Annotated in this window: 13 protein-coding genes; 4 read left to right on the top strand and 9 right to left on the bottom strand. The window is 33.3% G+C overall.

The features are described from left to right. Positions 1-40: 40 nt before the first annotated feature. From P0R33_RS17380 to P0R33_RS17370, 3 genes are all read left to right on the top strand, one after another. Positions 41-628, top strand: coding sequence for a phospholipid scramblase-related protein (locus P0R33_RS17380; protein ID WP_276172433.1), 588 nt, complete (start codon positions 41-43; stop codon positions 626-628). Positions 629-742: 114 nt separating this feature from the next. Then, positions 743-1,459, top strand: a complete 717-nt coding sequence (locus tag P0R33_RS17375) for a 3-ketoacyl-ACP reductase (RefSeq protein WP_276172432.1) — start codon at positions 743-745, stop codon at positions 1,457-1,459. 93 nt (positions 1,460-1,552) lie between these two features. Further along, a complete protein-coding gene (locus P0R33_RS17370; protein ID WP_276172431.1) occupies positions 1,553-2,065 on the top strand; it encodes a hypothetical protein in 513 nt (170 codons plus the stop codon). A gap of 205 nt (positions 2,066-2,270) precedes the next feature. Here the strand turns inward: P0R33_RS17370 and mtaB are convergent, their stop codons facing one another. Further along, entirely contained in the window at positions 2,271-3,605 is a 1,335-nt protein-coding gene (mtaB, locus tag P0R33_RS17365; RefSeq protein WP_276172430.1) for a tRNA (N(6)-L-threonylcarbamoyladenosine(37)-C(2))-methylthiotransferase MtaB, read from the bottom strand. Between the two features lie 486 nt (positions 3,606-4,091). Here mtaB and P0R33_RS17360 point away from each other — a divergent pair, with 486 nt between their 5' ends. Then, complete coding sequence (locus P0R33_RS17360; RefSeq protein WP_184159805.1) at positions 4,092-4,610, top strand: hypothetical protein; 519 nt, start codon at positions 4,092-4,094, stop codon at positions 4,608-4,610. An 81-nt stretch (positions 4,611-4,691) separates the two neighbouring features. Here P0R33_RS17360 and P0R33_RS17355 read toward each other — a convergent pair whose 3' ends face one another. The 8 genes from P0R33_RS17355 to dnaJ all read right to left on the bottom strand — a co-directional run bounded on the left by P0R33_RS17355 (position 4,692) and on the right by dnaJ (position 12,151). Further along, a complete protein-coding gene (locus tag P0R33_RS17355; protein ID WP_276172429.1) occupies positions 4,692-5,222 on the bottom strand; it encodes a GNAT family N-acetyltransferase in 531 nt (176 codons plus the stop codon). Positions 5,223-5,228: 6 nt separating this feature from the next. After that, complete coding sequence (locus P0R33_RS17350; protein ID WP_276172428.1) at positions 5,229-6,032, bottom strand: Cof-type HAD-IIB family hydrolase; 804 nt, start codon at positions 6,030-6,032, stop codon at positions 5,229-5,231. 112 nt (positions 6,033-6,144) lie between these two features. After that, positions 6,145-6,363: a DUF2007 domain-containing protein gene (locus P0R33_RS17345; protein ID WP_091492259.1), complete on the bottom strand. Its 219-nt coding sequence runs from the start codon at positions 6,361-6,363 to the stop codon at positions 6,145-6,147. An 86-nt stretch (positions 6,364-6,449) separates the two neighbouring features. Further along, positions 6,450-7,109: a DEAD/DEAH box helicase gene (locus tag P0R33_RS17340; protein WP_276172427.1), complete on the bottom strand. Its 660-nt coding sequence runs from the start codon at positions 7,107-7,109 to the stop codon at positions 6,450-6,452. A 98-nt stretch (positions 7,110-7,207) separates the two neighbouring features. After that, positions 7,208-8,371 carry a sigma-54 dependent transcriptional regulator gene (locus tag P0R33_RS17335; protein WP_276172426.1) on the bottom strand — a complete coding sequence of 388 codons (1,164 nt, stop codon included), beginning with the start codon at positions 8,369-8,371 and terminating at the stop codon, positions 7,208-7,210. Between the two features lie 203 nt (positions 8,372-8,574). After that, complete coding sequence (locus tag P0R33_RS17330) at positions 8,575-9,891, bottom strand: ABC transporter permease (protein WP_276172425.1); 1,317 nt, start codon at positions 9,889-9,891, stop codon at positions 8,575-8,577. Positions 9,892-9,954: 63 nt separating this feature from the next. Further along, on the bottom strand, positions 9,955-10,884 hold the full coding sequence (locus P0R33_RS17325) for an ATP-binding cassette domain-containing protein (RefSeq protein ID WP_276172424.1): 930 nt from the start codon (positions 10,882-10,884) through the stop codon (positions 9,955-9,957). Positions 10,885-11,041: 157 nt separating this feature from the next. Further along, positions 11,042-12,151 (bottom strand): molecular chaperone DnaJ, encoded by a 1,110-nt coding sequence (gene dnaJ / locus P0R33_RS17320; RefSeq protein ID WP_276172423.1) that lies wholly within the window; start codon positions 12,149-12,151, stop codon positions 11,042-11,044. Positions 12,152-12,182: the final 31 nt, after the last annotated feature.

Raw genomic sequence — 12,182 nt, 5'->3', positions numbered from 1 at the left:
TACATTTGGGCTTTTTAAAACATTAATTTTTTATACTCGTATGAATCCCATTTTAAGCCAAAATCTATTTTTAGTAAAAGAACATGTCGGAATGTTTAAAGCTGCAAACAATTACGACATTTACAATCCAGAAACCAATCAAATCATTATGAACTGCCGAGAAAACAATCTTGGTTTTTTCACTAAAATACTTCGTTTTACCGATTACAAAAGAGCAACTCCGTTCAATATTGAAATCACAACTGCTTCTGGCGAGAAATTAATTACGGTAAGAAGAGGCGTTGCGATATTCAGATCGACTGTTGAAGTTTTAGACGAAAAAGATCGTTTGATTGGAACTTTCAAACAAAAATTCTTTTCTATTGGAGGAAAGTTTGATATTCTGGATAAAAATGAAAGACCAGTTGCAACTTTACAAGGAAAATGGACTGGCTGGGATTTCAAATTTTCTCATGAAAACAAACAATTGGCTCAGGTAAGCAAAAAATGGGCTGGGTTAGGAAAAGAGTTTTTTACGAGTGCCGACAATTATGTTCTTCAAATTGAAGCTACAGTTGCAACTGAAAGTCCGTTGAGACAATTGATTTTGGGAGCTGTAATGTGTATTGACATGGTTCTGAAAGAATAAAAAAAGTTGTTAAACTTAGATTAAGAATATATTTTAAAGCATCATTTTAGTTTGCAAAAGCTTATTTTTGTAAGACTTAAAATGATGCTTTCTGCATTTCTAAAAATTACCATCATGACCGACTTAAAAAATAAAAATGCACTAATTACTGGTGCTGGAAAAGGAATTGGAAAAGCTGTAGCAATTGCTTTAGCAAAAGAAGGCGTAAACCTTATTTTAGTTTCAAGAACTCAAAACGATATTGATCAATTAGCTTCAGAAACTGCACAACTTGGCGTAAAAACGTTAGCTTTAGCTGCCGATGTTTCGGATATTAATTCTATAAATAATGCTGTTGAAAAAGCTTTAGCCGAATTTAAACATATCGACATTTTAATAAATAGCGCCGGAATTGCTTCTTTCGGAAAATTCTTAGAACTAGAGCCAGAAGCTTGGGAAAGAATTATTCAGGTAAATTTAATGGGAACCTATTACACAACGCGTGCCATTATTCCAAATATGATCGAAAGACAAACTGGAGATATTATCAATATTTCTTCGACCGCTGGATTAAACGGAAACGCTTTGACAAGTGCTTACAGCGCTTCGAAATTTGCTGTTTTAGGCTTAACCGATTCTTTGATGCAGGAAATGAGAAAACATAATATTCGTGTTACGGCTCTAACGCCAAGTACGGTTGCGACAGATATGGCAAAAGACTTAAACTTGACTGACGGAAATCCAGAAAAAGTAATGCAGTCTGAAGATATGGCAGATTTGATTGTTGCGCAGTTAAAATTAAACCGAAGAGTCTTTATTAAAAATAGCAGTATCTGGTCTACTAATCCTTAAAAAAATAAGTTCCAAATTTTTTAAATTCCAAATTCCAATTGCTACGAGATTGGAATTTGGAATTTGATTATTGGAATTTCAAAAACTAAAAATATGGAACAATATTTAAGACAATTAGTCGAAATAGAATTTCAAGATAAAAAACAGATTTTCTCTGGTTTTTTAATCGATTATTCTGATGATTGGATTTTACTTCGAAATAATCCTGTAGATTTTGTTTTGGATGGTTTTGTTATTTTGAGAAATAAAAATATTGAAGCAATTCACCGGGACGAAGAACACATTTTTACAGAAAAAGTCATTCGCTTAAAAGGCATAAATATCAACACAGAAGATATTATTCCAATTCAAGATTTGAATTCGATTGTAAATTTTCTTGATAGAAAATACGGAATTTTTCAGCTTGCAAAAAAGTCTTCCAAAGCAGTTTATCTAGGAAAATTAATTTCTCTTACTGAAGAAGAACTTTTGATTGATTTCTTAGAAACGAGAGGTAAATTTGGAGGAGAATTAGGTTTTAATCCAGAAAAAATTAGAGTTATTGAATTTGATACAGATTATATTAATTCTCTGAAATTGCTAGTTTCTGAGAATCAGAAGAAATAATTATGAAAAAAGCCCTTTTTAATAAAGGGCTTTTCTGTTTTTTGTCATTTCGACCGAAGGGAGAAATCACACTAGTAATTCCTTATTCTATAATTGTCAATCTTTGTAGAGTTTCGAGTGAGATTCCTCGTTCCTCGGAATGACAAACTTTATGTGTAAACTTTGTCAAAGTTTGAAACTGTGACAAAGTTCCTAAAATCATTAATTAAGCTTCCGCCAATTTATTCAAAAACTCCAAACGAACACTTCCGTCTTCGTCGATTTTTGTTAGGTTGATTTCTTGCAAAGTATTTACCAATTCTGGATTCCAAGGTGTTTTTACTTTTACGTAATTTTCAGTAAATCCATGAATATAGCCTTCTTTATTTTCACTTTCAAAAAGAACCGTTCTGTTTGTTCCTAATTGACTTTCGTAAAAAGCACGACGTTTTTTAACTGACAAACCGCGCAACATTTTACTTCTTTTTGCTCTTACATTTGAAGGCACAACGCCTTCCATATCTGCCGCTTCTGTATTGTCTCTTTCAGAATACGTAAATACGTGTAAATACGAAATATCTAAATCATTTAAGAAATGATAGGTTTCCAAAAAGTGTTCGTCTGTTTCTCCTGGAAAACCAACAATTACGTCTACACCAATGCAAGCGTGTGGCATTACTTCGCGAATTTTATTAACGCGGTCAATATAAACTTCACGTAAATAACGACGTTTCATCAATTTCAAAATATCATTGCTTCCCGATTGTAGCGGAATATGAAAGTGCGGTACAAAAGTGCGGCTTTTAGACACAAATTCAATTGTTTCGTTTTTCAATAAATTCGGTTCGATTGAAGAAATTCTCAAACGTTCGATTCCTTCTACTTTGTCTAAAGCCTGAACTAAATCCAGAAAAGTATGTTCGTGTTTTTTATTTCCGAATTCGCCTTTTCCGTAATCACCAATATTTACACCGGTTAAAACAATTTCACGGATATTTTGAGCCGAAATTTCTTTTGCATTCTTCAAAACATTTTCTAACGCATCACTTCTAGAAATTCCTCTTGCCAAAGGAATTGTACAATACGTACATTTATAATCGCAACCGTCTTGAACTTTCAAAAATGCTCTAGTACGATCTCCAATAGAATAACTTCCAACGTAAAAATCGGCTTCGGCAATTTCACATGAGTGCACTTCGCCCATATCATTTTTGCTCAAATCATGGATATAGTCGGTGATTTTGAATTTTTCTGTTGCTCCTAAAACCAAATCAACACCATCAACAGCCGCTAATTCTTCTGGTTTTAATTGTGCATAACAGCCAACAGCGGCAACAAAAGCCTTATCATTAAGCTTCATTGCTTTTTTTACTACTTGCTTAAACTGCTTATCTGCATTTTCTGTTACAGAGCAAGTATTGATGACATAAATATCTGCTATTTCTTCAAAATCAACGCGGTCAAAACCTTCGTCGTTAAAATTTCTGGCAATTGTAGAAGTCTCTGAAAAATTCAGTTTACAACCCAGCGTATAAAAGGCAACTTTCTTTCTATTTTCCATAATCTGTCTTAAATTAATGAAATCGTTGTCAAAAAATTTAAGGCTGCAAATTTACAAACAATATTCATCAAAAGAAAGCAATTAATTAACTTCGAATCAATAATTTGCGCCAATGTTATTAATATGCAGGAATAGATTAAATTAAATTCCTTAAATTTAATGGTCGAAAATGCCTTTGAAACTAGCATTTTTAACATTTCAATAAGAATAAAATGACAAAATAATCGATTAAGTGCAAATTTTATCGATTAAATACATTTTTTTCGTTTATAAATTCAAAATTTCTTACATTTACTTTTGTTTTGAATTGTGCCCGAAATAATTTCTTATTTAAGAATTTTGATAAGCTTTAATTAATTTAATAATAATTCGGACATAACAATTTTGAATTTTAGCCGTTATGTTGTTGTTTTGTGTTACAAAATGAAATGGGAAAGCCGAAAACCAAAGAGAGTAGGCAAAATTAAATTACAAATACCACGCTTTATGAAAGCATTTTTACCCACGATCTGCTTGATGTTCTTAACCCTTTTTAGTTCGCAAGCGCAAACTAATACTCCAGCTGCAAATCCATTTCCTACTATTAGTACATTGACGACTTGGGCTAGCTTTAATTCACAACAGCAATTTGATGTTGCTATTCGTGCAGTAGGGTTTAAGTTTGAAGTTAAAGAACCAGGTGAAGGATCTACAGCTTATACTTATATTCGTAAAGTAACTGTAAACGAAGTAAATTATACGGATAGAATTGTATACAGAATTACTAATAATAATTCGGCAAGTATTATTTCGTTAGTAACAGCTTCTACTGACTTGGTTAGTTTGTATACTCCACAATTAACAACTTTTAAAAACAACAATTGTAAAACAGAAATGTCTAAAGACAAAAACACAACTTGCAGCTGTTATGAAAGTGCTAATTTTGCTATCGATCTTTGCGATGAGCGTGTGAAATTAACAATGGGTGACGGAAATAAATATTTTGTTTCTGTAGCTAAAAAATAATATCCCAAAATATTATTTTCTTTTTGTTTGATTCCAAATCTTTACTGACTTTTAAGTATGTAAAGATTTGGAATTCATTTTTTATAATAAGTTCGGATTTTTAAGTTCGTACCAAACTTCTAGCTCTTCGTTGTATTCAAAAGAATTGACAAAATGGAAACCTAATTTTTCTAACACTTTTCTAGAATTTTCGTTTCCTGCATCTGCATAAGCATAAAGAACTTCTACTTTCATTTCGTTAAAAGCATAATCAACAAAAGCTTTTCCTGCTTCAGAAGCATAGCCTTTTCCCCAATGTTTTTCAATAAAACGATATCCTAACTCGTAAAAGTTTTTGTGATTATTGATTTCGTCGGTAATATATTTTATGCCAGACCAACCAATAAATTCGTTTGTTTCTTTCAAAACAACGGCCCAACGACCAATGCCAAAAGTCGCATATTGTTTTTGAACGATTTTAATATACTCTACACTTTCTTCAATTTGTTTTACTGGTCTGTTGCCTACAAACAAATGAACGTTTGGGTTAGAATCCAACTCAAACATACCTTCTGCATCAGAAAGCTGTAACTCTCTTAAAATCAAACGTTCTGTTTCAATTGGATTCTTCATTTTTCTTTAATTTAAAATGTATCGGGTAATCACCTCAGCAACTCCGTCATTATTATTTGAAGCCACAATTACATCGGCTTTGTCGCGTAATTCAGGCGTTACATTATCTACCCAAACTCCCAAACCTGCATATTCAATCATAGTTAAATCATTTCCTGCATTTCCTACAGCGATAATTTCGCTTTGAAGAATTCCCAGCTTTTCCGCCAAAAGTTTCAAACTTGCTGCTTTATCAATGCCTAATTGTGCTACTTCTAAGAAAAAAGGCTTAGAAGTTGAAACGCTTAAATGCGGCATTGTTTCAATTAGATCTTTTTCTACTGTTTTTAAATAGGCTGGATCTTGCAATAAAATACATTTTACGGCTGGACGATCTACATACTCTTTGAAACTTGAAACTTTATGATGCACCATTTTTGTGATATCCTTTTCGATTTCGATATATTCTGAGTCGGTTTCACTAATGATTTGATTGTCTAAATAGGTAATGATATGCGTTTTCATTTTAACGCTATAATCGTATAAAGCGTGAATTTGTTCTACAGTTAATTTCTGTTCAAACAAAACTAAATCGTCTTTTACACGACTTATAATGGCTCCGTTAAACGAAATCATATACGAATCGTTTAGATCCATTTGAAGTTCTTTCGCGTAAGCGGTCATTGCGGTTGTCGGTCTTCCTGAAGCTAAAACAACATATACGCCTTTTGCCTGAGCTTCTAGAATTAGTTTTTTATTTAAATCTGAAATTTTATGATCATCTGTCAACAAGGTATCGTCCATGTCGAGCACTAACATTTTGTATTGCATAATTTTTATTGTTCAGTGTTCAGTATTTAGTATGCAGCCAGTATGCGGTCACAGTTTGCAATTATATCTTTAAACTATGATTGAACACTAAATACTGAATACTGATTACTTTTTATAAGCTCATTCTAAATTCTTCAATAACTGGATTTGCTTTTGCAAAATCTGTTTCCTGAATAAAAACCTCTACTGCCAAATCTGTTCCGCCAAAACCTCCTAAACGAGCCGACTGAATATTATCTTTTTTTACTGTTTCTACTCCAGCTTCTTCTAATCTTTCTTGCAAAGCAATTGCTAAGACTTCACTTCCTGAAAACACTTTCATTAATCCCATGATCTTCTTTATTTATTCTAATATTATAAATCAAAAATCCTGCTTTTCAATAACTGAGACTGAAAACCGGGACTGTATATTATTTTTTATTCCTCTTCAATATCGTCTTCCTCTTCGTCAAGCTCTTCGCCTTCTTCGTCCATATCAAACAAATAAGGCTCAACCAGCATTTTGTCTGCCAAAATTTCAACACGTTCTGTCAGTGTTTCTGCAAAAATTAAACGTTGTGTTTTGGTTATACTATTTGAAATACGCATAATTTTTGGTTCATGACGCAATTTCAAAATCGGATCTGCATCATCAAGAATAAACATCTTTAGACGATTAACATTGTACCCCGCTGTACTAAACATATCGTTTAGTTTTGTTGGAGTTCCAATTAAAACATCAATTCCTGTAGAAATGTAGTTTTTATCATAATCCATGTCTCCTTTTTCATTAACGCCGTACACTTCTAAATTGGTGTATTTTCCATATTTCTCAAAAAGTTCGACCATTTCTAAAACCTTAGCTTTATCCTCAACGATAATCAAAGCTCTTGGAGATTCTTCAGTCTGTCCTGCCAATTGCTGAATTACATTTAAAACAATCGTTGTTGTTTTTCCTGATTCTTTTGGAGAAATAACAATACAATCTGCACCACTTTTTATAGTTGAAAAAGTTTCTAACTGTAAAGCATTTGCTTCTGTTAGACCATTTTCAATTAAGGCATCTTGTAACTTCTCGTTTATTTTTTTTAGTTTCATTTTTTTTAGCTTTAAGCTTTAAGCTATACGCTATAAGCAAAAATTATTCATATTTTAAAAGCCTAAAGCCTGTAGCTTAAAGCCTATTGCGCGAAGCATTATTTGCTTGCGAACATTTTTACGTCGCTTTCTGAGATTTCGTTACCTCCTAAAATGATTAATCTTTCTACAACATTTCGAAGTTCACGAATATTTCCTGTCCAATCGTATTCTTGCAGTAATTGTATGGCTTGAATCGAAAATCCTTTTACCGCATTTCCTTGCTCCGAAGCAATTTTTTCTGCAAAATGTTTTATTAACGCCGGAATATCATCGCGTCTTTCATTCAAAGGCGGAACTTTAATTAAAATTACTGCCAGACGATGGTATAAATCTTCCCGGAAACGACCTTCTGCAATTTCTGTTTTCAGATCTTTATTGGTTGCCGCAACGACGCGAACATCAACTTTAATATCTTTATCGGCACCAACTCTTGTAATCATACTTTCTTGAAGAGCACGTAAAACTTTGGCTTGCGCCGAAAGACTCATATCTCCAATTTCATCTAAGAAAATAGTTCCTTTGTCGGCTGCTTCAAATTTTCCTGCGCGATCTTTCACTGCCGATGTAAAAGCTCCTTTTACGTGACCGAACAATTCACTTTCGATCAATTCACTCGGAATCGCTGCACAGTTTACTTCGATTAAAGGAAAAGCAGATCGTTCACTTTTTTCGTGCAATTGATGTGCGACCAACTCTTTTCCAGTTCCATTTGGCCCTGTGATTAAAACTCTCGCTTCGGTTGGAGCAACTTTATCAATCATCAATTTTATATGATTGATTGATTCGCTTTCGCCAATCATTTCGTAGTTTTTACTGACTTTTTTCTTTAGAATTTTATTTTCAACAACCAATTGTTTTCTGTCTAAAGCATTACGAACAGTATTCAATAAACGATTCAAATCTGGCGGTTTTGAGATATAATCGAAAGCACCCAAACGCATGGTCTGAATTGCAGTTTCCATGTCGCCATGCCCCGAAATCATCACCATCGGAATTTCTGGCTTTATCTTTTTTACTTCTTCCAAAATCTCAACACCATCCATTTTTGGCATTTTGATATCGCACAAAACCAAATCGTAATCGTTGTTTTTTATTTTTTCAAGTCCAGCAACACCATCTTCAGCTTCATCTACCTGATAAGAATCATTTTCTTCTGACAGTATTTTTACCAAAACTCTTCTAATCGCTGCTTCGTCTTCGATAATTAGTATTTTACTCATTTCTTTTAAGGTTCAAAGTTGCAAAGGTTCAGAGGTACAAAGTTTAAAATCTTTGTCGCTATTTTACCTTTTAACCTGTTGTTTGATATATCTTTTTTATGCTTTAGTATAAGTTGTAAAGTTGTTTAATCCGAAGTTACAAAATTCCAAATTTAAAAAACCTTTGAACCTTTGTCCCGCTGAACCTTTGCAACTTTAAAAAACTAATACTTCAGCCATTTATACAATTCCTTCCAAGTTGGTTTTTTGCCATACATTAAAATACCTACTCGGTAAATTTTGGCTGCGAACCATACAACAAGGAAAAAGGTTGCAAACAATAATGATACCGAAATTACGATTTGCCACCAAGGCACACCAAACGGAATACGCATTAACATCACTATCGGCGAAGTTAGGGGAATCATTGAAAAAATTACTGCAACACTTCCGTGTGGATCATTTACAACAGTAAAAAATCCGATGTAAACACTTAAAATAAGCGGCATTATGATAGGCAATAAAAATTGCTGTGAATCGGTTTGATTGTCAACTGCAGCTCCAATTGCGGCATAAAATGAACTATACAGAAAATATCCTCCAATAAAATAAATTATAAATCCAATAATAATACTAGCAATTGGCAGATTCCATAATTCAGTAATATACATTTGTGCTGATCCTGAAAGTTCATGCTGAGCTGATTGCATTAACTCTGGTGAAATTCTCGCTGTTGGACCAACATTTACTCCAAAAAATGCCGAAGCGGCAAACATCAATCCCAAACCAATAATGGCCCAAATCATAAATTGTAAAATTCCAGCCAAAGAAGTTCCTACAATTTTTCCAATCATTAATTGAAATGGTTTTACCGAAGAAATAATGATTTCGATAATTCGGTTCGTTTTTTCTTCAATTACGCTTCGCATTACCATATTTCCGTAAATGATAATAAACATCATAATCAAATAACCAAACGCGCCTCCAATTCCGATTTTAATTTCGTTTAATCCTTTTAGACTTTCTTCTCCAGAAGCTTTTACTAAATGAATATTAACCTTTGATTGCGCTTTTTGAATAGCCAAAGTATCTAGTTTTGCTTCTTCTAGATTTAATTTAGTAATTTTTGAAGCAATGACATCTTGCGTATTTTCAATAAAAGAAATGCTTGGACTGCTATTTGAAATAAACTCAATTTTACTTTCTAAATCATTAACATTATTCGTTTTCGGAATTACAATTAATCCACTAAAACGCTCTGTTGCAATACTATCTTTTAAAGCTTGAAGATCGAATTCTGATAAATTATAAAACTTAAACTCCGAACTGTTTTTATTTTCCTTTAAAAAATCCGAAACAAAAAGTCCGGTTGAGTCATGAATCACGATGCTTTTGGTGTCTGCTTTCATCGAACTCAAATACCCAATAAATACTGCAATTGCAACAAACAAAAGCGGACTCAAAAAAGTCATGACAACAAAAGATTTATTGCGGACTTTGGCAATAAATTCTCTTTTTATAATTAATGAAATAATACTCATTTCTTGATTTTAGATTTTAGATTGTTGATTCTAGATTCCGAGTTTTTGCTCTAAATCTGAAATCTAAACTTTATTTTCTGTTACAGTTTGAATAAAAATATCGTTTATGCTTGGAATTTTTTCAACGAAATGTGTGACTTGTCCGCGCTGTGTCAAGATATTTAACAATTCGTTTGGCGTTGCATTTCCAATCTCAATATTCAATTTCAAATCATCGTTTAATGATTTAAAATTGGCAGGAGAAACCGTAAATTTTTGTGTAATATCATACATCAAACCTTCTACATTATTGGTCAGAATTCCTACTTCAAAACTATTGGTTCTAAATTGACGCTTTACATCGGCAACCTTACCTTCTATAAGCTTATTTGATTTATGAATTAAAGCGATATTTTCACAAAGCTCCTCTACGCTTTCCATTCTATGAGTCGAAAAAATAATCGTAGAACCTTGTTCTTTCAATGCTAAAATTTCATCTTTAATGATGTTTGCATTTACAGGATCAAATCCAGAAAATGGTTCATCCAAAATCAACAATTTCGGTTTGTGAAGAACGCAAACCACAAACTGAATTTTCTGCGCCATTCCTTTAGAAAGTTCCTGAATTTTCTTGTTCCACCACCCTTGAATTCCTAAACGATCAAACCAATAATCCAATTGTTTTTTGGCTTCAGTTTTTGAAAGTCCTTTCATTTGAGCCAAATACAAACATTGCTCACCAACTTTCATCGAACTGTACAAACCTCTTTCTTCAGGAAGATATCCTATAGTTTGTACGTGTTTTGGCTGTAATCTTTCACCATCCAAAATAATTTCACCGCTGTCTGGCAATGTAATTTGGTTTATGATTCTGATAAGAGAAGTTTTTCCAGCTCCATTCGGACCTAAAAGTCCATATATACTGCCTTTTGGGACATTTAATGAAACTTCGTTAAGCGCTACATAATCGCCGTATCGTTTTACGACCTTATGTACTTCAAGTAAGTTGCTCATGTTATTTTTAAGGATTTACTGCGTCACTTAGCCAATTACGGCTCAGCGACTGTAAAAGTAAATAATTCGAAGTGAAATTGCGTAATAATACGCAAAAAACCCATTCTAAAATCTATAGAATGGGTTTTAGTATATTTAAATATTGAAAAAGTTTCGATTATGAAAACATATCTTTTACTTTTTCAAAAAATGATTTCTCTGATTTCTCTGGGCTTGGAGCAAAGTGCTCGTCTGTTAAAGCATTTTCAAAGAATTGTTTTTGTTCTTTATTTAATGTTTTTGGAGTCCAAACATTTACGTGAACTAATAAATCTCCGCTTCCGTAACCATTTAAACTTGGAATTCCTTTTCCTTTTAATCTTAAGATTTTTCCAGATTGAATTCCTTCTTCCAACTTAATACGAACTTTTCCGTTGATTGCTTCAATATCTTTTGAAGCTCCTAAAACTGCTTCAGGGAAACTGATATATAAATCGAAGTGAACGTTTTCACCTTCACGTTTCAAGAATTCGTGTTCAATTTCTTCAATTGCAACAATTAAATCACCTGGAATACTGTTTCCTGGCGCATCGTTACCTTTGTTAGAAACTTTCAACTGCATTCCGTCAACAACTCCCGCAGGAATTTTGATTGATACTGTTTCGTCTTCCTGAACCATTCCTTGTGCATCTGCCTCAGAAGGTTTTTTATCTAAAATCTGACCAGAACCACCACAAGTAGGACAAGTTGACGCAGATTGCATTCTTCCTAAAATGGTATTAGTAACACGCATAACCTGACCTTGACCATTACAAGTAGTACAAGTTTTATACGTTACACCTTTAGCCTGAACTTTACGTTTTACTTTTACTTTTTTCTCAACTCCATTTGCAATTTCTTCTAAAGTCAATTTTACTTTAATTCGAAGATTGCTTCCTTTAGCGCGACGAGGGCCTCCGCCTCCGCCTCCGAAACCGCCAAATCCGCCACCAAAAATATCACCAAATTGGCTAAAAATATCATCCATGTTCATGCCGCCATGACCACCGCCAAATCCGCCAGAACCATCAAATGCTTGATGTCCGTACTGATCGTATTTTGCTTTTTTCTGCGGATCACTCAAAACTTCGTAAGCTTCTGCCGCTAATTTGAAGTTTTCTTCTGCCTCTTTGTCGCCTGGGTTTTTATCAGGATGGTATTTTAGCGCACTTTTTCTGTATGCTTTTTTAATTTCGGCAGCGTCAGCATTTTTTGAAATGCCTAGTATTTCGTAAAAATCTTTTTTCATAATTAGGTTTAAATTCCAAATTCTAAAACTC

This window comes from Flavobacterium sp. YJ01, from assembly GCF_029320955.1.
Classification (GTDB): Bacteria; Bacteroidota; Bacteroidia; order Flavobacteriales; family Flavobacteriaceae; genus Flavobacterium.
The sequence above is the reverse complement of the archived record's forward strand: the minus strand, read 5'-3'. Positions and strand labels throughout refer to the sequence as shown.

Coding starts and splice junctions, on each gene's coding strand:
- P0R33_RS17350 (WP_276172428.1), bottom strand. CDS start 6,032: ATGCAATACAAAATGTTAGTGCTCGACATGGACGATACCTTGTTGACA.
- P0R33_RS17340 (WP_276172427.1), bottom strand. CDS start 7,109: ATGAAACTAAAAAAAATAAACGAGAAGTTACAAGATGCCTTAATTGAA.
- P0R33_RS17355 (WP_276172429.1), bottom strand. CDS start 5,222: ATGAAGAATCCAATTGAAACAGAACGTTTGATTTTAAGAGAGTTACAG.
- P0R33_RS17335 (WP_276172426.1), bottom strand. CDS start 8,371: ATGAGTAAAATACTAATTATCGAAGACGAAGCAGCGATTAGAAGAGTT.
- P0R33_RS17380 (WP_276172433.1), top strand. CDS start 41: ATGAATCCCATTTTAAGCCAAAATCTATTTTTAGTAAAAGAACATGTC.
- P0R33_RS17330 (WP_276172425.1), bottom strand. CDS start 9,891: ATGAGTATTATTTCATTAATTATAAAAAGAGAATTTATTGCCAAAGTC.
- P0R33_RS17325 (WP_276172424.1), bottom strand. CDS start 10,884: ATGAGCAACTTACTTGAAGTACATAAGGTCGTAAAACGATACGGCGAT.
- P0R33_RS17360 (WP_184159805.1), top strand. CDS start 4,092: ATGAAAGCATTTTTACCCACGATCTGCTTGATGTTCTTAACCCTTTTT.
- P0R33_RS17375 (WP_276172432.1), top strand. CDS start 743: ATGACCGACTTAAAAAATAAAAATGCACTAATTACTGGTGCTGGAAAA.
- dnaJ (WP_276172423.1), bottom strand. CDS start 12,151: ATGAAAAAAGATTTTTACGAAATACTAGGCATTTCAAAAAATGCTGAC.
- P0R33_RS17345 (WP_091492259.1), bottom strand. CDS start 6,363: ATGGGATTAATGAAAGTGTTTTCAGGAAGTGAAGTCTTAGCAATTGCT.
- mtaB (WP_276172430.1), bottom strand. CDS start 3,605: ATGGAAAATAGAAAGAAAGTTGCCTTTTATACGCTGGGTTGTAAACTG.
- P0R33_RS17370 (WP_276172431.1), top strand. CDS start 1,553: ATGGAACAATATTTAAGACAATTAGTCGAAATAGAATTTCAAGATAAA.